Annotated in this window: 19 protein-coding genes and 1 tRNA gene; 15 read left to right on the top strand and 5 right to left on the bottom strand. The window is 45.9% G+C overall.

Translation table 11 applies throughout. From position 1 onward, the window contains the following. The first annotated feature begins 198 nt into the window (after nucleotides 1-198). From secA to ACP2WE_RS21605, 4 genes are all read left to right on the top strand, one after another. Complete coding sequence (gene secA, locus ACP2WE_RS21620) at nucleotides 199-2988, top strand: preprotein translocase subunit SecA (RefSeq protein WP_425217602.1); 2790 nt, start codon at nucleotides 199-201, stop codon at nucleotides 2986-2988. 17 nt (nucleotides 2989-3005) lie between these two features. Further along, nucleotides 3006-3368, top strand: coding sequence for a hypothetical protein (locus tag ACP2WE_RS21615; protein ID WP_425217601.1), 363 nt, complete (start codon nucleotides 3006-3008; stop codon nucleotides 3366-3368). Then, on the top strand, nucleotides 3365-4297 hold the full coding sequence (locus tag ACP2WE_RS21610) for an RNA methyltransferase (protein ID WP_425217600.1): 933 nt from the start codon (nucleotides 3365-3367) through the stop codon (nucleotides 4295-4297). The genes ACP2WE_RS21615 and ACP2WE_RS21610 overlap by 4 nt, the downstream gene beginning before the upstream one ends. 67 nt (nucleotides 4298-4364) lie before the next feature. After that, nucleotides 4365-5693, top strand: coding sequence for a serine hydrolase (locus tag ACP2WE_RS21605; protein ID WP_425217599.1), 1329 nt, complete (start codon nucleotides 4365-4367; stop codon nucleotides 5691-5693). 111 nt (nucleotides 5694-5804) lie between these two features. Here ACP2WE_RS21605 and ACP2WE_RS21600 read toward each other — a convergent pair whose 3' ends face one another. Further along, on the bottom strand, nucleotides 5805-6359 hold the full coding sequence (locus ACP2WE_RS21600; RefSeq protein ID WP_330484338.1) for a thioredoxin domain-containing protein: 555 nt from the start codon (nucleotides 6357-6359) through the stop codon (nucleotides 5805-5807). A 175-nt stretch (nucleotides 6360-6534) separates the two neighbouring features. Here ACP2WE_RS21600 and ACP2WE_RS21595 point away from each other — a divergent pair, with 175 nt between their 5' ends. The 3 genes from ACP2WE_RS21595 to ACP2WE_RS21585 all read left to right on the top strand — a co-directional run bounded on the left by ACP2WE_RS21595 (nucleotide 6535) and on the right by ACP2WE_RS21585 (nucleotide 7929). Then, entirely contained in the window at nucleotides 6535-7221 is a 687-nt protein-coding gene (locus ACP2WE_RS21595; protein WP_425217612.1) for a GIY-YIG nuclease family protein, read from the top strand. A gap of 155 nt (nucleotides 7222-7376) precedes the next feature. Continuing rightward, entirely contained in the window at nucleotides 7377-7748 is a 372-nt protein-coding gene (locus ACP2WE_RS21590) for a cyclic nucleotide-binding domain-containing protein (RefSeq protein ID WP_425217598.1), read from the top strand. 109 nt (nucleotides 7749-7857) lie between these two features. Next, nucleotides 7858-7929 (top strand) — tRNA-Cys (locus ACP2WE_RS21585). Nucleotides 7930-7974: 45 nt separating this feature from the next. Here the strand turns inward: ACP2WE_RS21585 and ACP2WE_RS21580 are convergent. Beyond that, complete coding sequence (locus ACP2WE_RS21580) at nucleotides 7975-8637, bottom strand: TMEM165/GDT1 family protein (protein WP_425217597.1); 663 nt, start codon at nucleotides 8635-8637, stop codon at nucleotides 7975-7977. Nucleotides 8638-9015: 378 nt separating this feature from the next. Between ACP2WE_RS21580 and ACP2WE_RS21575 the strand changes: the two genes are divergently transcribed. The 7 genes from ACP2WE_RS21575 to ACP2WE_RS21545 all read left to right on the top strand — a co-directional run bounded on the left by ACP2WE_RS21575 (nucleotide 9016) and on the right by ACP2WE_RS21545 (nucleotide 16863). Then, nucleotides 9016-9222 carry a hypothetical protein gene (locus tag ACP2WE_RS21575; RefSeq protein WP_425217596.1) on the top strand — a complete coding sequence of 69 codons (207 nt, stop codon included), beginning with the start codon at nucleotides 9016-9018 and terminating at the stop codon, nucleotides 9220-9222. A 39-nt stretch (nucleotides 9223-9261) separates the two neighbouring features. Further along, on the top strand, nucleotides 9262-9534 hold the full coding sequence (locus ACP2WE_RS21570; protein WP_425217611.1) for a hypothetical protein: 273 nt from the start codon (nucleotides 9262-9264) through the stop codon (nucleotides 9532-9534). Further along, nucleotides 9531-9896, top strand: coding sequence for a clan AA aspartic protease (locus tag ACP2WE_RS21565; protein WP_425217595.1), 366 nt, complete (start codon nucleotides 9531-9533; stop codon nucleotides 9894-9896). The genes ACP2WE_RS21570 and ACP2WE_RS21565 overlap by 4 nt, the downstream gene beginning before the upstream one ends. 308 nt (nucleotides 9897-10204) lie before the next feature. After that, nucleotides 10205-10486: a type II toxin-antitoxin system RelE/ParE family toxin gene (locus tag ACP2WE_RS21560; RefSeq protein WP_425217594.1), complete on the top strand. Its 282-nt coding sequence runs from the start codon at nucleotides 10205-10207 to the stop codon at nucleotides 10484-10486. A gap of 9 nt (nucleotides 10487-10495) precedes the next feature. Next, nucleotides 10496-10804 carry a HigA family addiction module antitoxin gene (locus ACP2WE_RS21555; RefSeq protein WP_425217593.1) on the top strand — a complete coding sequence of 103 codons (309 nt, stop codon included), beginning with the start codon at nucleotides 10496-10498 and terminating at the stop codon, nucleotides 10802-10804. Nucleotides 10805-11027: 223 nt separating this feature from the next. Continuing rightward, entirely contained in the window at nucleotides 11028-15593 is a 4566-nt protein-coding gene (locus ACP2WE_RS21550; protein ID WP_425217592.1) for a PAS domain S-box protein, read from the top strand. A 106-nt stretch (nucleotides 15594-15699) separates the two neighbouring features. Then, nucleotides 15700-16863 carry a hybrid sensor histidine kinase/response regulator gene (locus ACP2WE_RS21545; protein ID WP_425217591.1) on the top strand — a complete coding sequence of 388 codons (1164 nt, stop codon included), beginning with the start codon at nucleotides 15700-15702 and terminating at the stop codon, nucleotides 16861-16863. Nucleotides 16864-16890: 27 nt separating this feature from the next. On the opposite strand, the gene ACP2WE_RS21540 is transcribed toward ACP2WE_RS21545, so the two are convergent. Together ACP2WE_RS21540 and ACP2WE_RS21535 are read right to left on the bottom strand one after the other, a co-directional pair. Then, nucleotides 16891-17076, bottom strand: coding sequence for a hypothetical protein (locus tag ACP2WE_RS21540; RefSeq protein WP_425217590.1), 186 nt, complete (start codon nucleotides 17074-17076; stop codon nucleotides 16891-16893). A 44-nt stretch (nucleotides 17077-17120) separates the two neighbouring features. Continuing rightward, nucleotides 17121-18470: a vanadium-dependent haloperoxidase gene (locus ACP2WE_RS21535; protein WP_425217589.1), complete on the bottom strand. Its 1350-nt coding sequence runs from the start codon at nucleotides 18468-18470 to the stop codon at nucleotides 17121-17123. Nucleotides 18471-19149: 679 nt separating this feature from the next. Between ACP2WE_RS21535 and ACP2WE_RS21530 the strand changes: the two genes are divergently transcribed. Next, entirely contained in the window at nucleotides 19150-22791 is a 3642-nt protein-coding gene (locus ACP2WE_RS21530; RefSeq protein ID WP_425217588.1) for a PAS domain S-box protein, read from the top strand. Between the two features lie 5 nt (nucleotides 22792-22796). On the opposite strand, the gene ACP2WE_RS21525 is transcribed toward ACP2WE_RS21530, so the two are convergent. Continuing rightward, nucleotides 22797-24395: a SpoIID/LytB domain-containing protein gene (locus ACP2WE_RS21525; protein WP_425217587.1), complete on the bottom strand. Its 1599-nt coding sequence runs from the start codon at nucleotides 24393-24395 to the stop codon at nucleotides 22797-22799. Between the last annotated feature and the right edge of the window lie 85 nt (nucleotides 24396-24480).

Raw genomic sequence — 24480 nt, 5'->3', positions numbered from 1 at the left:
AGTTATTAAGTTGTCAGTTGTCAGTTTTTAGATGGATCGTGAGTCTAGATACTGATAACTAATAACCGATAACCACTTAATATAGACTTTCGCAAAATCCGTACTCTTTGCAATCACTGTCCTCGGGTACTATAGGATATAAACCAAAATTTTCTTTAATACAGTTGGTTCGTTTCGTATTTAAACTCTCTAGCAGCTATGTTCAACCTTCAAAATCTCATCGGTGACCCCAACAAGCGCAAACTTGACAAGTTGCGTCCAGACGTAGCTTTGATTAACTCGCTCGAAGCAGAGATTCAAGCACTCTCGGATGACGCTCTACGGGGCAAGACTGCTGAGTTTAAGCAACGCTTAGAAAAAGGTGAAGAACTAGACGATCTTTTACCCGAAGCCTTTGCAGTCGTGCGCGAAGCAGGTTCCCGCGTATTGGGGCTGCGCCACTATGACGTGCAGATGCTAGGGGGAATGGTGCTGCATCGGGGCGAAATTGCCGAGATGAAAACCGGTGAAGGTAAAACCCTAGTTGCCACACTACCCAGTTATCTCAATGCCCTCACTGGCAAAGGCGTCCATATCGTTACCGTGAATGATTACCTCGCCCGTCGGGATGCGGAGTGGATGGGACAAGTTCACCGCTATCTCGGTCTAAGCGTAGGGCTAATTCAAAACTCGATGGAGCCATCGGAACGCAAGCGCAACTATGGTTGTGATATCACCTATGCCACCAATAGCGAATTAGGGTTTGACTACCTGCGGGACAACATGGCAACCATCATGGAGGATGTCGTGCAACGCCCGTTTAATTTCTGCGTCATTGATGAAGTTGATTCGGTACTGATTGACGAAGCCAGAACGCCTTTAATTATTTCAGGGCAGATCGAACGCCCCACTGAGAAATATATGGGTGGGGCAGCGATCGCAAGACAACTCGAAAAAGAAAAGCATTACGAAGTCGATGAGAAACAGCGCAACGTCATTCTCACCGATGAAGGGTTTGAGGAAGCCGAGAAGCTTTTAGGTGTCACAGACCTCTTCGATCAAGCAGATCCTTGGGCGCACTACGTATTTAATGCGATCAAAGCCAAGGAAATCTTTTTGCGGGATGTCAATTACATCGTGCGCAACGACGAAGTGATTATTGTCGATGAGTTTACGGGACGGGTCATGCCTGGAAGGCGCTGGAGCGACGGTCTACATCAAGCGATCGAGGCAAAAGAAAATGTGACGATTGAGAATGAGACCCAAACCCTTGCTTCGATTACCTATCAAAATTTCTTCTTGCTCTACCCCAAATTAGGCGGTATGACAGGCACAGCCAAAACTGAAGAAGCCGAACTCGGCAAAATCTATAACCTAGAAGTCACCACGATTCCTACCAACCGCAAGAGCGGGCGTGGCGACCTATCGGATGTAGTTTACAAAACCGAATCTGCCAAATGGCGCGCCGTGGCAATGGAATGCAAAGAAATGCACGAACTCGGTCGCCCCGTATTGGTTGGTACGACCAGCGTAGAAAAGTCAGAATTGCTTGCAAAGTTGCTGACTGAATTGGAAATTCCCCATAATTTGCTCAACGCCAAGCCCGAGAATGTGGAGCGGGAGTCTGAAATCGTCGCGCAAGCAGGTCGTAAGGGGGCAGTAACGATCGCCACGAATATGGCAGGTCGCGGTACAGACATCATCCTTGGCGGTAATGCTGACTACATGGCACGCTTAAAGGTAAGAGAATTCTTCATGCCCCAGATTGTCATTCCTGAAGATGGCGATCCGATGAATACCAGTCAGGTGCTCTTCCCAAATCGCCCAGCCAAAGCTCAGGGGTTTGCCGTCACCAAAAAAGCCAAAACTTGGAAAGCTTCGTCCAACCTATTTCCCTGCGAGCTATCGGATGATGCAAAGCAATTACTCAAAGAAGCGGTAGATTTTGCCGTCAAAGAACTGGGGCAACAAAGTATCACCGAACTCGAAGCCGAAGACAAACTAGCCGTTGCTGCCGAAAAAGCGCCCACGGACGATCCAGTCATTCAAAAGCTGCGTAAAGCTTGCAGTGCGATCAAGCAAGAATATAACAACTTCACCAGTGCCGAACACAACGAAGTCGTGCGCTTGGGTGGCTTGCATGTAATTGGCACGGAACGTCACGAGTCGCGTCGCATTGATAACCAATTACGCGGTCGTTGCGGACGGCAGGGTGACCCCGGATCTACAAGATTTTTCTTGAGCCTCGAAGATAATCTCATGCGGATTTTTGCAGGCGATCGCGTCGCAGCGATGATGAACGCCTTCCGAGTTGAAGAAGATATGCCGATTAGTTCGGGGCTTTTGACCAAGAGTTTAGAGGGGGCTCAAAAGAAGGTAGAAACCCACTACTACGACATTCGCAAACAGGTGTTTGAGTATGACGAAGTGCTCAACAACCAACGTCGTGCCATTTACTCGGAACGTTTTCGCGTCCTAGAGGGGCAAGATCTACGCGATCGCGTGATTGAGTATGCCGAGCGCACGATGGATGATATCGTCGCCGCCTATGTTAACCCTGACCTCCCCCCTGAAGAATGGGATTTGGTCAGCATGGTCAACAAGGTCAAGGAGTTTGTCAACCTACTGCAAGACCTTGAGCCCGATCACCTCGATGAGATGTTTATGCCAGAACTGCAAGCATTTCTGCGCGAAGAAGTCCGTCGTGCCTACGAGATCAAAGAAGTTCAGATCGAAGGGCTGCAACCTGGTTTAATGCGACAAGCCGAACGATTTTTTATCTTGCAGCAAATTGATACCCTATGGCGCGAACATCTCCAAGGGATGGAGAGTTTGCGAGAAGCCGTCAGTTTGCGTGGCTACGGACAAAAAGATCCCCTGATTGAATATAAGAGTGAAGGCTACGAGCTATTCCTTGACATGATGACGGATATTCGTCGCAATGTCGTTTACTCCTTGTTTGAATTTAACCCCCAACCCCAACCTCAAATCACGGCTGAGTTTGTTTAGTTTTTCCTTAAAAACCTATGCAACTTGAAATTATCGACCAACAGCTTAAACTTCATCTTGCTGTCAAGGAACGTTTGGCGGCTGTGCATATTGCCAACACGATCGCAGTTCCCCTGACGAGTATTACCCATGTCAGTACGGTTGAGCCTAAGAGTAACTGGAATGAAATTCGTGCCCCAGGCTCGTTTGTGCCCAACTTTATCAAGGCGGGTACTTACTACACAGCGCGTGGTAGAGAGTTTTGGTACGTCACCAAATCGCGAGATGGCAAGTTTTTAACCCTCGATCTAAAAGACGAGTATTACAAGCGCATTGTGCTTACGATTGACGACCACCAAGCTTGGTGCGATCGCCTGCAAGCGCTGATTCCTAGCCCGTGAAAAACATTCGTATCGTCCTGGTTGAAACCGCAGGGGCGCTAAATCTAGGCTCTGTGGCAAGGGTGATGCAAAACATGGGGCTATCGGAGCTATGGCTCGTGAATCCTCGGTGCGATCGCTTCAGCGATGACGCTCAAATCATGGCAGTGCGTGCCAAATCGATTTTGGCACAAGCAAAAATTGTCGATCGCTTACCTGACGCCCTAGTCGGCTGTCAACGGGCGATCGCCACCGCTGGCAGAATCACCACCACATCCAGCACAGGCGAACAGGCAGGATTTAGCCCAGAAACCTTACCCATCAGCGATCCCCGCCTTGGCATGACTTGGTTAATGGAAGTCGATCGCTCTGCAATCGTATTTGGGGCAGAGGATCGCGGTCTCAGCAATGCGGAACTGCAATATTGCCAACGGGCGATCAGAATTCCCGTGTCGGATGATTATCCCTCGCTTAACCTCGCTCAAGCGGTAGCGATTTGCTGCTATGAAGTGCGTCTAGCTTACGAAGCAAGGCAAAATCCTGCATTTCTTGGTAATTCTCATGTGAGCGAATTAAGTCTTCAAGAACGGAGTCTTAGAGAATCTGCGCGGCGACACGCATCCCCACTTGGGGAATCGCCAAAAATTTCTACTAGCCAAATGGCGGAAGATTTGGTACAGTCACCAACCATAGATGAATCTCAAACGATAGCCGCATCTAAAATCCCAGATTTATCTGCCCCCCTCGATCGAGTAGAAGCTTTTTACGTTCAACTTGAGGCAGTTTTACTTAAGATCGGTTATTTATACCCACATACAGCCTTTAGGCGTATGCAAAAGCTGAGGCAGCTATTTAATCGAGCCCACCTGACGAGTTCAGAGGTTTCTATGCTTAGGGGTATAATCAGGCAAATCAATTGGGCAATTTTGGATCGGTTCTCAGATCGGTAATGGTGTCAAGGAGCGCAAAGGAACCACAGTGGAGCAAAGAACGTTTTCATCCTCAGAAACCTTTTCAATGAAAAATCGAGAAGCTAGACTCCGTAGACTCAAGGAACGTGGTAGGGCTTTAGCCAATCCAACCAAAGCACCTGAAGCTAGCGATTCAAAGGTAAGGTCGATCAACAGCAGATCGCTCAAGCCAGATGCCAAGCCAGACCTAAAACTAGAATCTAGACCGAAAAGAGGGAATAGACCAACGGGGATAAGACCCAATCCCCAGAAATCTGCGGTTCGATCGGTTGTATGGCAGTTTGCTCGTTTTGCGATCGCAGGCATAGGCTTAAGCATGATTGCGGGAACGATGATTTCCCTATGGCACAACCATTCTTTGAATAGTTCTGTCGCCAAGAACACCACCCCTAGCCCAGTTGCCACCAGTACGCTCAACGAAGACCCCACAAAACCAACCCCAGAGACAACGACTGCGTTGCTCAAAACCCAAGCCTTAGGCTTAGAGTCACAAATCAAACAACTCGCTAGCCAAGAGAGCGACCTAGGCTTACAAGTCATGGTGATTGATATTGACGGCGGTAACTATGTCAATATCGGGGCAAGTCAGCCGATCGCCAGTGCCAGTACGATCAAAACCCCTATCCTCGTGGCATTTTTACAGGATGTCGATGCTGGCAAAATTAAGCTCGACGAACAGCTAGAGATGACCTCTGATGTCAGGGTGGGCGAATCTGGAAGTTTGCAGTATCAGCCGCTAGGCACCAAGCTTTCTGCTTTAGAAACTGCCAAGATCATGATTATTTACAGCGATAACACCGCCACAAATATGATCGTCAAGCGCCTTGGTGGGGCAGAAACACTCAATCAACGGTTTAAATCTTGGGGCTTAACCACTACGGTGCTTCGCAATCCTTTACCCGATCTAGAGGGCACAAATACCATTAGTTCTCAAGACTTGGTGAATGTTTTAGCTCTGGTCGATCAAGGCAAATTGATCAAGCCGCGCAGCCGCGATCGCTTTATGGATATCATGCGCCTCACAGAAACCAATACCCTCTTACCCAAAGGCTTAGGTGAAGGCGCTAGAATTGCCCATAAAACGGGAGATATTGGCTCTGTTGTTGGCGATGCAGGCATTATCGATATGCCCAATGGCAAACGTTACATCATGGCAGCCTTGGTCAAACGTCCAAATAACGATCAAAGAGCCAATGAGCTAATTCGCAAAGTTTCCCGCGTGGTCTATGAAAATTTTGATGGAGCCTCCCGCAAGCCTGATACAGAATCTGCTTCGCCAGCCCCTACGACCAATCCACCTAATAACACAGCTACACCTTTTACTACGCCCAGCAATTCTGAAACCCGCACCAGAACCCAAAACACCCAGCCATAATGCCCTTAGGATCTGTAGGGGCAGTAGATGGTGTGTGCCTGCCCCCGATCGCGTTGCCTCGTACAGATTCTTTCCAATATAGGGAGCTAATCCAAGGAAAGCATTTTACGCTCAGCCATGATCGCGGGGATTGGTTGTATCGGCTGGTTGAGGAGATTTGAACGTTGAGATCCGATCGCTGCTCAGACTGTTATGGGGTAGAGGGCGATCGCTCATCATTGCCTCGATATTTGCCGCCATAATACTGTGCGGGATCACGCCCACGGCATCGCCGATCGCCTTATTATCGCTACTCAAGAAAATAAACCTTGGAATGCCATCGACGCGATATTTGGTGATTTCTGGTAACCATTTGTTATTGTCCACATTCAGCATGGCAAAGTTGACGCGATCGCCATACTGTTTTTGCAAAGCCAAATTATCGGCTGCCATCGATTGGCAACTCGTACACCAGTCGGCATAAAACTCCAAAATCGTCGGCTTGTTGTTCGCCAAGGCTGAGTCTATCGGTGTAGCAGCCTGCGCCACAGTTTCTAGGGAGGTACTGATATTTTGGGTGCGAATTCCAAAAAACAGGGCAATGGTTAGGGCAATCGCGGCAAGGGCAATCAAGGCATTTCGCAAGCGATCGGAGCGATTTGTGTCAGGCGTAGAAGTAGAATCCATAAAAGAATTGAATACATGAACTAGTTTTGATGAAAGCCAGTGAATAAATACTAAAGATCTTAACTTATGTTAAACCTTACTCAGGCTTGGTACTTTCAAGCAACTTGAGTCTCGCGGATCGGGTAGGATCGTGAAACCGCTACAAGTCTTGCCCAAATCAATTCGCCAAACAACTATGAATCATGATGCTCCCGATCTAGCGCTATCTATCGAACATCAAGGCGTGCCTGAAGCCCATCAGGGACTGCACTCGTTTCTTTATAGTTCTGAGCAGGAACATGCCCCTTCCTCGGTAACAGCCCCCAATCTAGAAAATGATGGGACGGAAATTGTGCCGATTTCAATCTGGAGCGATCGCGCCTCTAATGCTAAAGTCGCCGCAGTCTATGCCGTGCTGGATCGCGATCGCCAAACGCAATATGTGAGCTATTCCCGTAATGTTTTGCTCTCGCTGAATAGTCACGTAGCTCAATTTGGCGAAGAAATTTGTGCTTTTGTACGGGTGCAAACCTTTAAATTTCCCAAACGCGAAGTCATGGAAAGTCTGCGCGATCGCTGGTTGGCTGAGCTAGATGAGATTCCCTTTGGCAATCAAGAAGGCAGTACTTGGGCAAGTACGGTCAGCGAAGCGGCAACGGCTGCCATGACCGCCCAAGAGCGGCAAGCTTACGAAGAGAAAAAGCTCAAAATTCGGAAAGCGATGGCTGATACGGCACTAAGTCGCGAACTGGATGCGATCGCTCATCAAAGCAGCAACGACCTCGAACAAAGACAGAAATTAGAATCAGCCGTTAAAGATGATGATTGGAGCGCAGTAATTTCTAAGCAAACAAAAGAAACTGTGAATTCCGATCCACATTAAATCCAGTTTAAGTGGAGTTTAAATTCAGGGAAATACCAGTCTGTTCGCCCAGATTTGTGTGATATTTCAGTAAGTGCCATTTGATATGCGATCGCCGATCGACAAACATTGGGATGGACAGTCCTGTTATTCAATTTTTCTGCTAAAACACACTTATGTTAGACCCTGTGAAGACGATTAGCATCTTTCAAAAAACACCAGATCCAAAGTTTTATAAGGCGGGAGAAACTATTTTTGAGGTCGGACAAGTAGCTGTTGCCATGTTCGGCATTATCGAAGGTGAAGTGGATATTCTCGTTCATGACAAGATCGTAGAGACACTCTCAAAAGGCGACATATTCGGACAAGGCGCACTAGTTCATGACGATTCCATCCGTTCTTCGACTGCAATTGCTAAAACAGATTGTCAACTCGCCTATTTACAAAGGTTGCAGTTTTTATTCGCCGTTCAAGAAACGCCAGAGTTTGCCATCGAAGTGATGCGTAGTTATTCAAATCGCTTACGTCATATCCGCGAGACGCTCTAAAGTTTTTCTGAATTTTAAGCAAATCAATTAAAAACTCTAGAATTTCCTTACTGGTTTTTCCTGTCTCTGTTATAATGGGCAAGCCAAGCTAGTCTTAAGGCAATTCTATGGCGGTGTAGCCAAGTGGTAAGGCAGGAGCCTGCAAAGCTCTCATCCGGGAGTTCGAGTCCCCCCACCGCCTTTAATGTTTGAGAATTTTATTTTGAAAATCTATGGCGCGATCGCTTTAAATGCCTTCGCCCACTAGTGTTATACCTGAAAACACCAGAAACAGACTGCCTCCGATCGCGGTGACAAGCCAATCAGAGATGCGGCAAGCAATCAGGCGACCGCCAATTACAGCTAACAAAGCGCAGATGCCATGTCCTAAGATTGCCCCCAAGGTCACGCCTATGGAATTTTGAGATGCTGCTAAGGCGAATGTGCTGATTTGGGTGCGATCGCCCCACTCAGCTAAAAAGGTCAGCGTAAATGCTTTCAGCACGACCGCAACCTGCGGATAGTTGGATAGCAGTTTCCCCAGTTTTAATTTTCCTGCTTGGAATGCATTCTGCGATTTTTCCTGTTCTTCTAAAAATTCTTCTGCTTCTACGGCTCCTAGACATTCCCCAGATTTAGCTTTGAGCTTTTTAGCATCCCAGAGTAATTTCAAGCCAAATAAGAGAAACAACCCAGCGGTGGCATAGTGGGTATAAACCTTAGGAATAAAATGTGCGAACTGCCCGACCCAAACCGATAGAACGGTCATGATCATTAATGCCAGCATTGCGCCTGCAAATACCAATCGGCGAGAATGGTGCATCGCCAAAATGACGGCAATAAAAAAAGATTTATCGCCAATCTCTGAGATCGTAATCAGCAAAAGCCCTGCGGTAAATGCAGTTAACATAAAATCAAGCTCCGTTATGATGTCTGAGTAACGTGACGGAACTTGATAGGGCTATACGAGACTCCACCAAGCTCACATCAGATACGATGAGTGAACTAAGTGAAAGTCTCGCTACTAAGTGTTTTAAAATGCTTCTCTAGGCTAGCTTTGCTGCGCTAAAGAGTTAAAAACTTACTTCCAAACCAGGTTTGCAGCAAATGTGCAAGAGCCAGTATGTTGACTTGGAAAACTGATAAACGTTTGCTTTCTCGCTACATCTGTAGAAGTTACGGCAAGTTACCAGCAGCTACTCCCTTTCGGTATGTATCTATGGTAGTTCAAAGCGAACCTAAACGCAAATCGTAAAAATAAGATGATGCCTTCACGTTTCGGCTGGAAATGTTGAAGAAGGAACTCGACTATATAGATAATTCCATTCGCAAGATTGATGACATTGGAAACAGTATAAAAAACTGGGCAATCCTTGCATGGACTGAAACCATCGCTATCATCTTAGGCAAGCCTGAATTGTATGAATACATTATCTTTTCGGCTATACCACCCCTATTATTTATGCTACTGGATGCCCATCATCTCTGTTTGTAAGATATTATGGGAGAATTTAAAGAGATAGCGAGACAGCGTATGCAAGCGATTCTTTTAAGCCGTGAAGAAGTGGCGCGACGTGCAAAGCAACTGTATGAAAGCAGTATTCGCAAACAAGTTGAGGTAGAAGAAAACATCGGTAAGATGGTCATCATCGATATTGAAACAGGTGACTATGAAATTGATGAAACTGGGCTAAAAGCTGCGCGTAAACTGATTGCAAAGCACCCGTATGCTCGACTTTTTGGTATTTGTATTGGTTACAACGTGGCTGCTTCGTTGGGTGGTGTAATGGAGCGTGTCAGCAAGTGATTTCAGGTATTGTGATAGATCGACATGCGATCGTTTCATTAACATTTTCCCTTCCAAACAGCTCGACTTTTCCGATTGAGTTTGTCATAGACACAGGCTTTACTGACTACCTATGTTTGCCACCAGAGGCAGTTACCTTATTGGGATTACCTTTCCTATACGATCTGCCAGTAAACTTAGCTGATAATAGCGAAGTCTTAGTAGCAGTTCACGAAGCGATTATCCTTTGGGACGGTGATGAACGAGAAGTTCGTATATTCGCTACAGGTCGGCGACCTTTGATTGGAACTGCCTTACTAAACGAGCAAGAACTTGTAGTTCAGTTTACTGAAGGTGGGTTGGTGACAATAGATGAGTTATAAATCCTTCAATAGCTGGACATTCTTCTTTTAAGATTTTTGCTTTACTTGCGATCGCGAATTAGGCTTCGATCGCTAAAGCTTGAACAAAAGAGGTGAAACAGGCAGCCAAAGCTTAGGGGAAAAGGATTCAGCACGAACAAAGAGCTGAAACGGCTGCAACAGCGATCGCGCATTATCTAACGATGAGAATATTCCTCTCTAAAAACCTCTTTAAGAACCAGCGAATGGAACGGGGAGGCAGGGTTTATCTCTTGGCGTTAAACGTAATACGTTATATACTTGTAAATAAGTTGCGACATTGCTAGGGTGTGATCCGAAATTTTAAGGATAAAGAAACTCAAAAGCTTTTTGAACGTCATCGATCGCATAAATTGCCATCAGACATTCAGCAAGTGGCATTGCGAAAACTACGGATGCTTAATCGTGCAGAAACCCTTCAAGATCTGCGTGTACCACCAGCTAATCGTTTGGAGCGTCTGGTTGGCGATAGAGAAGGTCAACATAGCATTCGAGTAAACGATCGGTGGCGAATTTGCTTTGAATGGCAAGACGGAGATGCTTTAGACGTAGAAATCGTTGATTATCATTGAGGTAAAAGAATGAACGAAGATAAATTGCTGCCAATTCATCCTGGCGAAGTGCTTTTAGAAGAATTTCTAAAGCCCATGAATCTTAGTCAAAATCAAATAGCTCTGGCTTTGCGAGTTCCCGCACGACGCATTAATGAAATCATTCACGGCAAGAGGCGTATCACAGCAGATACAGCCCTTCGCTTAGCTCACTACTTTAATATGTCACCACGATTTTGGCTGGGACTGCAAATGGATTACGATTTAGATCTAGTTGAGGATGAAATAGGAGATCGATTGAAAAAGGAAGTTGCCGTCTTGACCAGTCAAGGGAAATAAATTTTCTGTAGCTGGACATTCTTCTTTTAAGCTTTTTGCTTCACTTGCGATCGCCCAAGCTTTAACAAAAGCGGGGAAACAGTCAGCCAAAGACTTGAGGAAAGGATTCAGGGCGAATATAGGGCTGAAACGGCTGCGAAATTTTTCTTTTGGCTACCCCCTACACTATGGGTGAAAAACTTTAGATCGCCTACAATCATTTAGGTAGGTCAGAGTAAATCCAATGCTTACGGGAACCGAACTGAATAATATTCTCAATAGCGCGATCGCTTCCATTGTCTGTTATCGGGTCTATGACAACAGAGATTGGGAGTACGCCTATCAGTCGGCAGGCAGCAAAAGACTATTTGGATACACGGCAGAAGAAATCGTCGCAGACAAGGCGCTTTGGCAATCCTGTATATTTCCCGAAGACTGGGAAACCAAGGTTTTACCTATATTTGATGATATTTCTTCTGAATTGGTAAGGACGATTGAATATCGCTTTTATCATAAAAATGGTTCCCTACGCTGGATTTCAGCCATCTATAGCGCCCAACGCGACCAAGAGGCTAATTGCTGGATCGTTACAGGGGTAAGTACGGACATCAGCGATCGCAAAGTTGCCGAAACTGCTTTAGCTAGAGAGGCACTGCGGGTTAAAACACTGCTCAATACCTCTTTTGACGGCGTTGTTGTGATTCATCAGAATCAAGTCGTGGAAGCCAATCAGAGATTTGCTGAGATGTTGGGCTACACGCTTGATGAAGTAACAGCTTTAAATGTGATGGACTGGGAAGCCCAATGGAACCTAGCCGAACTCCATAAAACCGTCGATCGCTGGAAACATGGAGTGGGGATGCGAAGAATCTTTGAGACTCGCCATCGGCGTAAGGATGGCTCAGTATTTGATGTAGAAATCTCAAACAATAGGATGGAATGGGACGGGAAGTTCTTTGATTTCTGTATTTGTCGAGATATCAGCGATCGCAAACGCATTGAAGCCGAACGCAACCATGCCGAGACCACTCTGCGCGAAGCAGAGGAACGCCAGAGATTGATTTTAGATCTCAATCAAGTCGGTACTTGGGATTGGGATCTTCAGAGCGGCGATCTGATTTGGAACGACCAAGTATTTAAGTTACTGGGGCTTAATCCCAAGACAGATTCTGCCAGCTATCAGACCTTTCGCAATGTCATCCACCCCGATGATGTCGCTCCCCTTGAAGCCTGCTTATCTCATGCATTACGCAGCAAGATCGACTATGAGATCGAATATCGCGTCGTGTTGCCAAACGGGAATATTCGATGGCTCCGGGCAAAAGCACAAAGTTTTTATGAGAACGATACGCCAATAAGGGTGTTAGGGATCTTGCTAGATATTAGCGATCGCAAGGCGGCTGAGATTGCTCTACAAGAGCGCGATGAAATTCTTCGCAAACTGTCAGAACAGGTACCAGGATTTATCTATCAATATCGTCAGCACTCCGATGGACGCGCCTGCTTTCCCTATGTTAGTGAAGGGATTCGAGACATTTATGAGGTTACTCCCGAGCAAGTCAAAGAAACCGCTGAGGATGTATTTGCAGTCTTGCATCCAGAAGATTTGACCTATGTTGCCGAAACGATCGCGCAATCCGCTCATAGTTTACAATTGTGGCAGGCTCAGTATCGAGTAGTCCTACCGCTAAAAGGCATGCGCTGGTTAGAAGGACATGCCATGCCCGAACGATTACCTGACGGGAGCACCCTTTGGCATGGCTATATTTGGGATATCAGCGATCGCAAACAAATAGAAATAGACCTTCAAAAAACCCGTAACTTTTTACAGACTACGATCGATCGCTTACCTGTGGCAGTCTTTGTTAAAGATGGAAGACCCGAGCATTTTGGGGAAATGCTGTTATGGAATAAAACCAGCGAACTCATGTTTGGGGTAACAGCCGAACAGGCGATCGGCAAAACGGTTCACGATCATTTCCCCAAAGAACAGGCTGATTTTTTCAAGCAAAAAGATTTAGAAGCTTTTGAAAACGGCGTTCCCGAAGATATCCCCGAAGAACCTATTGATAGCCACAGTTTGGGTAGACGGTTACTCCATACGGTGAAAGTTCCTCTCTACGATCGCGACGGAGCGCCACTCTATTTACTCTGCTTTTCAGAAGACATCACCCAGCGCAAAGCTGCCGAGAATATTTTGCGTCAATACGAACGCATTGTTTCCGCTACCCCAGATTGTATTGCCCTGATCGATCGCAACTACATCTATCAAGTCATCAACCAAACCTATACGGTCTGGAATCAAAAAAAACAAGAAGAGATTGTTGGACATAGCGTTAGCGATCTATTAGGAGAAGAATTTTTTCAGACCTATAGTAAAGTTTTGCTAGATCGCTGCCTTGCAGGGGAAAGCAATCATATCGTGGAGGCATGGATTACCTATCCCGATCGTAAGCGCAGGTTTGTCAAAGCATCTTACTCACCCTATATCGAGTTAGACGGGACAATTTCAGGAGTGGCGATCAACGTCCACGATCTGACCAGCCTCAAACAAGCCGAAGAAGCCCTACAACAACGCACCGAAAGGGAGCAGGCAATCAACCGCGTGTTTCAGGTGATTCGAAATTCTCTCGATCTGGACACCATTTTTGCTACCGCTACGGCGGAAACGGCAAACCTGCTAAAAATCGATCGCGTTCAGGTCATGCAATATGTGACCGATCGGCAATGTTGGCGCATTGAGGCTTCCTATCATCCCCACTTACCCGATACGGTAGGGCTAGAAATTCCTGAAGACTGTTTCGATTGCCAGCAAAGGGAACTCGCTCGAGTTGAATACCCCAACATACTTGCAGATGGACTCTTTTGCGGGGTTCCTCAAGTCCTTTCTGGAACTTGGTTAATGCAGCCCCTCGAGATTGAAGGAAAGGTTTGGGGATGTCTTGCCGTCAATTCTTTACAGCATCCATTTCATTGGAACGACGAACAAACTGTATTGGTGCAGTCTGTAGCAGATCAATTGGCGATCGCGATCCAACAGGCTAATCTCTATAATCAACTGCAACTAGAACTGGCAGAACGGCAACGTGCAGAAACCGCTTTGCAAGTCCTAAACCGCGATCTAGAACAACGGGTAAAAGAGCGTACTGAAGCACTCAAACAACAGGCGGAGCAAGAAAGATTGCTGCGGTTTGTCGCCCAACGCATTCACGCATCCTTGAACTATGAGGAGATTATCAATACGGTTCTGACTGAAACGCGACGGACAATCTACGTAGATCGGGTGGCAATTTATCGATTTGACGCTGATTGGAGCGGGAGGTTTGTAGCTGAGTCTGTAGGTGAAGGCTGGATGCCGCTGGTGGGACCTAATATTCAAACGGTCTGGGAAGATACCTATCTACAAGAAACCCAAGGCGGCCGCTATCGCAATAACGAAACCTTTGCTGTTAACGATATTTATACGATTGGGCATACTCAATGCCATGTCGAGATTTTGGAACAATTTCAAGTAAAAGCCTATGCGATCGCGCCGATCTTTGTGCGCGGCAATCTCTGGGGACTGCTCGCAGCCTATCAAAACGCTCAACCCCGCCAATGGCAAAATCGGGAAATTATTCTACTCCAGCAAATAGCACTCAGCACGGCGATCGCGATTCAACAATCCGATCTGTTCCAACAAGTACAAACTAATCTAGCGGTCAAAGGTTTATTGGTGGAGGTTGCCGAGACGATTAACGAGTCGCTCGATCTTGATGAAGTCCTTGAAACCTGCCTACGTCTGATTCGGCAATTTCTCAACTGCGATCGCGCGATCGTCTGCCAGTTACATGATAATGGTAAGGGCACAATTTTTAAGGAAGCTCTTTCCCGTCCAGATCTGTCAATCTTAGGTCGAACAGTTTCCGATCCTTACTTCTCTGAAGGCTGTCTTGAAGGATTCAAACAAGGAGGTACGATCGTTCTTAGCGATCGCGAGACTGATGATATTGCCCTCTGCTACGCCGAGTTTTTAGCTCAGTTGCAAGCTAGGGCAAGTGTAGCCGTGCCGATCTTCCGTGCCGAAAGACTTTGGGGATTGCTATTGGTCGATCAGATAGAATCACCTCGCCATTGGCAGCAATTTGAACTTGAGATGCTCAAATGGGTGGCACTAGAACTTGGTATTGCCAGTCAAAAGATGGATCTCTATACCCGATTAGAAAACGAATTGCGGCAAAAAGAGTTGTTGATTAAGGAAGTACATCACCGCGTCAAAAATAATCTTCAAGTCGTTTCCAGTTTGCTCAATCTGCAATCCGCCTCCATTGAAGATCCTAATATTCTGGAACCCTTCCTTGAAAGTCAGCGGCGGATTAATGTGATGGCAGCGATCCACGAACGGCTTTATCGTTCTGGTAACCTCGCCAGTCTCAACTTTTCGGAATATATCCAAGATTTAATTGAAGATGTATTCCAATCCTATCTTCCGCTTAACCTAGCAGTTCAATGGCAGGTAGAAGTAGCCAATCTCAATCTGGAGTTAGATATTGCGATTCCCTGCGGCTTGATCGTTAACGAACTGGTTTCTAATGCGATCAAATATGCTTTCCCCTATAAGCATGCCGGCAAGATCGATATTATGTTTACCTACGAAAGTTCTCGCCATCGGTTGGCGATCGGAGATAATGGTATTGGATTTCCTGAAACCCTCGACTTTCGTAATACAGAGTCGCTGGGAATGCAGATTGTTTGTGCCTTAACTCGCCAATTAGGAGGAACCATCGCGCTAAACCGTGAAGGGGGCACTGCCTTTGTCATTACTTTTTAGATAGAAATCTCTTGAGTTTAAGGTTGTTATTTTAATATTTTCATATTAATTTCATTAATTACTATTTTTTAGGACGACAACCTTACAAATATCAAAATTACAAACTATGAGTGCCAAAATTTTAATTGTCGAAGACGAACAACTGGTTGCACTTGATATTCAACGACGGTTAACACAATTAGGGTATATGGTTGTTGCGATCGCAGACAGCGCCCAAACAGCTCTAGAAGCTGTAGCTAAGCATCATCCAGACCTAGTCCTAATGGATATTCATCTCAAAGGAAATATTGACGGCATTACTACAGCTACCCAAATTCGTGCCGAGTATCATTTACCCGTGATTTTTCTGACTGCCCATGCGGACGAAGCAACAGTAAGCCAAGCAAAAGAAACGCAACCCTTTGGCTATTTAATCAAACCCGTACAAACCAAAAATCTCAGTACTGCGATTGAAATTGCTCTGACCCGACACCAAGCTGAAGTCATAATGCAAACAGCACTTGATAAAGAACGAGAAGTAAGCGAATCTTTACAACGAGCGCTAGAACAGGAAAAGACTCTAAACGAACTGAAATCTCAGTTTGTTTCTATGATCTCCCATGAATTCCGCAATCCCTTGAGTACAATTATCTTGGGAATTGATTCGCTAGAGCTTCGCAATACACAATTCACCCCAGAGCAACGATTGCAGAAATTTCAACGACTAAAAAAGGCAGCAAACACCTTGGTTCAACTGATTGAAGATGTGCTCACCCTCAGCGAAACAGAAGCAAAACATTTTCAATGTCATCCCGTTCCAACAGATGTTCTCTCTTTTTGTCAGGAACTGATCGATGATTTTCAATCCATGCTGGTAAGCAAACACACGATTCTTTTTAAGGTTTGCGGTTGTCAAGAAGCAGACAAAGCATTTTATAACCTAGATGAAAAGCTACTCGGACATATTTTGACCAATCTTCTGTCTAATGCGATCAAATATTCTGCCGATGGCAGTGAGGTGATATTTCTGTTATCTTGCGAGACCGAAGCAGTTGTCTTTCGCATTCAAGACCAAGGCATCGGCATATCCCCTGAAGATCGAGAGCACTTGTTTGAATCATTTCGCCGTGGTACTAATGTCAAAACAATATCGGGGACTGGACTAGGTTTAGCGATTGTTAAAAAGTGCCTCAATGCTCATCAAGGAAGTATTGCAGTAGAAAGTGAAGTAGGCGTGGGAACGACTTTCACAGTCACAATTCCTCAAAATCTTGGCTTTCTAGACAAGTAATAAGCAGAGAAATTGGTATTAACCACCTTAAAGATAAGGCTTACCTTCCTGCCCAATTACGATCTCTGTGCGAGCGATCGCTGATTGACGGAGATTTGCAAGCTTGACTAGGGCTGAATCGTTCCGGTATAACTCAAACTGCTCCATACTTGGGAAAGATACGAGATGAACCTCATTTTGATTTGCATGTAGTGGCAATTCATGAATTGCCACTACAATTTTAGGCAGAGAAACGATGATTCATCTGGTAGCGCAGGCTATTTGAAAGCCGCAACCACTTTCGCCGCAACATCATTACCCACTTTTTGACCGCCCGTAGCATCAAAAGACCAGTGCACGCCAAGATAGATACGACTAATCTTATTGTCTTCGATCGCTTTTCGCAGAGTAAAAGTCTCTACGAGCCTTGGACGAGTGGCACCCGTGTTATCTGTGGTTTCTCCGTTAAATTCGCTAGAAACAAAGTCTTGCACGGTAATATCCTCAGGCTTCTTACCAAGAAAAGCAGCAACTACCTCAAAACAAGCCGAACCAAACGTAGCATGACCTGAAGGATAGGCAGGAAAGTTAGGCGTAAAATTACTATTCTCAGCGATCGATGTTGGCTTTTCAGGCGCAATAGGATTGCTCTTTGGTGCGCCTAAAGGTAGCCAAAAAGGATCTCCCTTTTGGCGATGGGTATTACCATCCCCTTTTCCAGTTGGGCCCCAGCCCTGATCGGCTTCGCGAATACCGACAACAGGTCTCCAAAAATCGTACTCATACTTCCAGTACCATGCTGCGATTCCTGCATCTGCCATGGCGACATTGATCGCCGTTAAAAGCTTCACTTGCCGATCGTGGGGGAGAGCTAGAACTGCTGGAATTGCTAGTACAACTCGGTTGTAGAGCCTTGGGGGTGTTCCAAGTTTATTAGAGCCATCGTATCCCCAAAAGATACCGACAGTGGCATTTCTTCTGGCATCTGTACCCCCTCGAATAATGGAGTCTCTGCCAATGTCAATCACTTCGTCAAAGGCTTTGGCATATTCAACGGTGTTTAATGCTGGAGGTGGTGCCAAATAAGCATCCGCGACAACATCCTTAAGCACAAAGGGCTTTACCAGTCCCCATGTGCGACCCAGCGTTGTCTGCTTGGGGTTAAGCGGATCGCGGCGGTGCCGACCGGGAGCGCGATCGAAAAGCGTGTCCTCTTGGGGTAGTGCAGAACCATCATTCTTCCGTTCGTTCAACCAAGCATCAGCAACTTGCTCGCCATATCTTAATGCGATCGCATTAGTTCCAGTGGCAATAATTTTGGCAGCTTCTGTCGCAATAAAGGCTGCGTCATCAGGATAGAGTTGCACCGCAGCTCGGATGCCAGCTCCTAAAAGTGCGGCAATCCCAGTGACCTCGTCAGTACCGATCGCAGCGGGCTTATTGGGCAAAGTGGCAAGTTGTGGCGTTAGCTTTCCTGTCACTTTTGCATAAGCATCATGGGCAGCAAGGTGAATGAGTGCTAAAGCACGAGAGGTTTTGGTTGGGCCACCGTTAGTGGGTTTATGTCCATCGCTAAAATCACGTTTGACTAACTCAAGGGCTAATTCGTTGATTTTCAGAATACTCATTAGGATTCTCCGTTATTGGATGATGTAAATCTGTTGAAGTCCTAGTGACGCGATCTACTTGCTGTATGTAAAGAATGAGTTTTTAAAGAAAAGTTCCTGTTTTGACTAAATTAAATATTAATTTGTCATTTTTGGCGAGGAACACTCATTTTTATGGATTTAGATCTTCATACAAGCTTCTAAAGCCATAATTCGACTTTTTTAGCGTTACACATAAAGAAGTGAATTTTTTAAGAAAGTTCCCGTCAATCAATAAAAAATTTATAAGAAATTTCTGTTTAAGCCGTAAATCCTCCCAAAATCCCTGCTGTAATCTGCAACGCTTACCTGTAGCTATAAGTTCTGAGAGAACGGGCAGTTATGCAAAAAAATTATTTAGAATCTTTTTAAGCGCAAAATTGTCTGGATTGCTGCAAATACGCATATTCAAACCATACAATCTTTGCCTGTAGGACGCTCAACAGGTAAGTTTTTTTTAAGCACTCAACAAAATTCTCGTTTTAGGATCGCGATATAATTAGTCTGGAGCTTAGGCATATAGGAATGAAAACCTTGCATCACATTCGTGGCAAGAAACCCGTTTTATAAATCGCTGTGTTCTTCAGAATAAGTTCTTCAGAATAAAGTGATTTGCTGAAGTCCTGTAGTCATAAGTATGTAAACGTTTCTCTTGGACAGGGTGAAAAACTTTGCTTTAGATCGGATTATCAAACGAGAAATGCTCATCGTTGAGCGAGAAATGCCGATCTCGACCTTGCTAAAGTGCATGGGAGCAAAGGGGGATTCTTCTCAGGATGCTTGCATGTCCGTTAGCTGTGCCTTAGTTGTAAGCAACGATCGCTTGGTGGGCATCTTTACCGAACAAAATGCGATCGCGGTCGCGGGAGAACCCCTCGACCAAATTACTGCGGGCGAAGTTATGACGCGATCGCCGATCGCCTTAGAAGAGCATTGTGCCAACGATTTTTCATCGATCCTCTATCAGTTCCAAAAGCATCAACTCCGCTATTTGCCCATTATTGACAATCGCGGCTATCCCATTGGGCTCGTCAGTGCCGAGAGCCTCGTACATTCGCTGCCAACAGATATAGGCGATCTAGACTCAGACGAGTCAATCCAAGAAAACGAAGAAAGATGGCAAGTTACGCTCGAAGAAAATTATGGCGGGATTTGGGAGCATAACCTGATTACGGGGAAATTAGTTCTATCACCCCGATGTCTTGAAACGGTGGGTTATCCCTACGAAGCGATCGACACATTTGACAAGTGGTATACCTACGTCCACCCTGCCGATCGCCATCATTTACAGCAGCAATTACAATCGTATCTCAGTTATGAAGAGGACTTATATACTTGCGAATATCGCATGCGTTGCCAAGATGGGACGTATAAATGGTTGGCAATCCAGGGACAAGTACTTTGGGATGAGTCGGGTCAACCTTTGCAACTTGTAGGTTCGCTTTCGGATATCACCGATCGCAAGCAGACGGAAGATGAACTTTTACAAATGCAACAGCTTCTCTATTCCGTAGTCGATAATATTCCCATTAACACCTTCGTCAAAGATGCGAGAGAATTACGCTTCGTTCTGATTAATAAGGCTTTAGAAGAGCTTTTAGGGCACTCTCGCGAAGCGTTACAAGGAAAAAATGATGCTGACTTTTTCCCACCCGAACAAGCTGACTTTTTTATCGCCAAAGATCGAGAGACAATCGCTGGTGGGAAACTGCTAGATATTGCCGAAGAGCCAATTCAGACCCGAGATAAAGGGTTGCGCTATCTGCATACCAAAAAGCTGCCGATCTTTGATGCCTATGGAAATCCCCAATATCTGTTAGGGATTTCCGAAGATATTACCGAGCGTAAGCGAGCCGAAATGCTTCGCGAACTTCAAAACCGCAGCCTCGCAAGTATTGCAACGGGCGAGCCTCTTACCAAAACCCTTGACGCGATCGTAGAGGCAATCGAGATTCAACTCAACAACGCGGTCTGCGGCATCTTTTTGATTGACAACGACCATAAATTTTACGATAGTGTTGCCCCCAATTTACCCGAAGAATTTCGTCTCTCGATCGTTGGGATTGAAATTGGAGATGGTGTTGGCACCTGTGGCACCGCTGCATTTCGTCGCGAGATCATTATTGCGGCTGATACAACAAGCGAACCGAGATGCCTAGATCTTCTAGATTTATATAAAAAATTAAATCTCCAGGCTTGCTGGTCGATGCCTATCTTCGATCGCGATGGCAGTAAAGTTTTGGCAACCTTTGCCGTTTACTATTACGAACCCAAAGCACCTGACACCCAAGAACTGGAAGCTGTCGCCCTCGCGGCACATATTGCAGGCATTGCGATCGAACGCCAAAGCATCGATCTGGCACTCCGCGAATCGCAGAAACAATATCAGGATCTAGTCAATCTGCTACCTAATATGTTTTGGGAAGCCGATCCACTCACAAACCGCATGACCTTTGTCAGCCCTCAAGCTGAGCGCATTTTTGGTTATCCTTGCGATCGCTGGCTTGAGGTGGATTTTTGGTGCGATATTATTCATCCCGACGATCGCGATCGGGTGATGGCATATTGTTGTACAAACACACTAGCCCATCAAGATCATGAGATGGAGTATCGCACGATTGCCGCAGATGGCAGCATTATTTGGGTGCAGGATATTGTCAGTGTTGTGCTTGAAAATGATGAGCTACAAAAACTGGTCGGTACGATCATAGATATCAGCGATCGCAAACGCACTGAGTTTGAACTTGCCGAGGCAAGAGAACGCGCTGAAGCTGCTAATCGGGCTAAGAGTGAATTTCTCTCGACCATGAGCCATGAAATTCGCACTCCTATGAATGCGGTCATTGCTACATCCGATCTACTGCTCGACACATCACTCAATCTCGAACAAAAACAATTTGTCGAAACCATTCGCAGCGGTGGCGAAGTCTTGCTATCCGTGATCAACGATATTTTAGATTTCTCTCGTATTGAGGCAGGTCGCTTAGAATTAGAAGAACGCGAGTTCGATTTGCATAGTTGTTTAGAAGAGACTTTAGATTTACTAGCGCCTCGTGCATCTGAGAAATCCATCGAACTGGGAGCCTTTGTGAATCTTCCCCTCGCCACTTCTATCGTGGGCGATTCTTCACGCTTAAAGCAGGTTTTGGTAAATCTATTGGGAAATGCGATCAAGTTTACAGAGTCAGGAGAAGTCACCGTTACTGTAAATGCCTCGTCAATCAGTCAAGAATCATTCATCCACGAGTTTGTATTTTCTATCCACGATACGGGTATCGGTATCGCAAACGATCAATTAGAGAAACTCTTTCAACCTTTCTGTCAAGCCGATAGTTCGATTACGCGTCGCTATGGTGGAACGGGTTTAGGCTTAACCATTTGCAAGCGGCTATGCGAAATGATGGGTGGAAAAATTGGGGTGGAAAGCCAACTGGGGAAAGGCTCGACTTTCCGTTTCTCCATTCAAGCCCAAGTACTTCCTTCCGATCGCTTACTTAAATTGCCAACGCTATACGATAAAACCGCACTGATTATTGATGATACTGCGGTCAATCGTCAAGCGATCGCGCATTATCTGAAATCTTGGGGAATGTCCGTCCAAACCGCAGCTTCCGAGCAAGAAGCCCTATCGCTCTTACATCAAAATCTTGCCTTCGATCTAGCAATTCTCGATTGGCGCATGCCCGATACCGATTGGAGTCAATTAGCGACGAGCATCCAAATCCATTTCCCTTCTATTCCCTTGGTTTTGCTAACCGCCTTTGAACCTGTGGAGATTCCTAACCATCTGCCTGTAGCAGCCTGTCTTCCCAAACCTCTCAAAAGTTCGCAACTTTATCAAACGCTTTCTCAATTTTTTACAATCGATACGGCAAAGCCTACCGCGATCGCCTCTCAATCGAAATGGACGACTGAGTTTGCTCTACAACATCCTCTACAAATCCTTGTAGCGGAAGATAATCTCACCAATCAACTCGTAATTCGCCGACTGTTACAGAAATTGGGCTATCAAGCAGATATTTGTAATAATGGTAAAGCAGCGATCGCGGCTCTAGAGAAACAGCCTTACGACCTCGTTTTAATGGATATCCAAATGCCTGAAATGGATGGACTAACAGCTACACGATTGATTCGTGAAAAAGACTCTACAAACACATGGATTATTGGCTTGTCTGCCAACGCTTTTCAAGAATCGCGTCAAGAAGCGTTATCTGTAGGGATGAATCATTACCTCACTAAGCCCCTGCAAATGGAAGCCTTGTGTGAAGCGCTAAGACAAATTCCCTACTCATCGCTATTTTAATAGGTTTAGGGCAAAGGTTTATCCAGCCAAAATTCAGGTTTGACGACCTGAAGTTGCGTACCAGCATAGTAGAAGCTGAGAATGCGATCGTAGGACCATCCCATTCTCGCGAGGCGATAGGAACCTGTTTGGCTCATGCCTACACCATGCCCTAGACCGCCGCCAATAAAGGAATAGCCCTTGATTACCTTTGCTGCTTTTGAGTCAGCATTGGAATTCTCTTCGTAGATCGGTTGGATATAAAACAGGAGGCTATCGGGTGGTTCAAACGCATCGATGATTTCATCTTTCCTCACCTTGATTTTACCCGTATCCGTTTCTACTTCCATTTCCTGCACCCGCCCCGAAGCAGCCCGTTCGGTAATTTGAATTTGCTTAATTTGGTTAAATCTGGTTTGCGTATCGCCAGAGAGCCTTAAAAAATTTTGTAAGGTTCCTTTGATCTCATCCAGCGTCCCATCCTTTTTCCAGCGGAAGGTATGCCAACCTGCTTCATTAAAGCCGTCCTTCCTTGCGATAAAGGTACGGAAGTTCTTTTCATTCGATAAATTAGTGTCAAAGGAAAGATTGACGGCATCAACGATAGACTTGAGATAGGGTCTGGGTTTGCCATCCCAGATATCGTTGTAATCAGCAGTGACACCCCCAGTTGTGGAGGAATATAAAGCATCGACGACGCGATTGTTAAAGGTGAGAACGCGGCTGCGCGTGTCTACGATCGCGCGATCGGCGACTTCACTAGTTCCCTCTAGACCTTGATAAACTTGGCATTGGGTTGTGGCACAGAGGTCGTAGTCATCCACGACAAAGCGATGGCGGCTAGCAAGAATGTAGGTTCGTGCCAGTACTGCTTGGGCTTGCACAGCGGGATAGGGCGCATCATAGCCAATTTCATGGGGCACAACCCCGCGCAGATAGGTTTCTAGGGGGACGTTATTGACGAGGGTATAGTTGTGGTGAGCATTGGGCTGAAGCCGCAATGTGCCTGCATAGGGGCGATTGTTCACCTCGACAATGCCACGACCGCTACTGATATCGAGACGATCGCGGTTATAACGAAAATTCCCCACGACCCAAGAAGCGATCGCCTTTTGAGAGAGGGTTTTGCGCTCTATTTGCACCAGATCGTTGCCCTGAATGCGCAGACTAAAAAGCAGGAGTTGGCGCAGCAACGAGGAATCATAAATATCTCGTTTTGCCCAGACTTGCCAACGCTTGGGTTGGGCGATCTCAGTGGCTATGCCCTTTTCTTGCCAATGAAACGCACTGGCTGCAGCATTCTCAAAGCTGCGATGGTTGCTGAGCACGATGCGTTCTTCGACAATCGGTTGTGCTAGCGGTTGCGCGTTAATCTCAAGCACGACTTCTGAAGTTGTCACCGTTTGGGTGGTTTCGCCAGACTTGAAACTCAGGGTGAGAGTATCGCCAGAGGGGGCTTTAATCGTAATCCGATCTTGAGGATTTGCCCCAAATCGCTGCACAATTCCTACGCGCATAATCGGGTTATCATCCTGTTCTGCTTTAAGGCTTTCTCCTCCTGACAAGCTGATGATACAGAATATGCCAATAACAGTTTTACTAAAGATACTGATGTTCTTGTCCATAACTCCTCATCCTACAAATCGAAAATGAATAACTTTCCTAACCCTTGCTTAACTGATGTCATTACGTAGAAATTTGCCTATCTTC

The sequence above is a fragment of the Tumidithrix helvetica PCC 7403 genome (assembly GCF_965232925.1).
GTDB classification, from domain to species: Bacteria; Cyanobacteriota; Cyanobacteriia; order Pseudanabaenales; family Pseudanabaenaceae; genus Tumidithrix; species Tumidithrix helvetica.
This window is presented reverse-complemented; position numbering and strand designations above follow the sequence as displayed.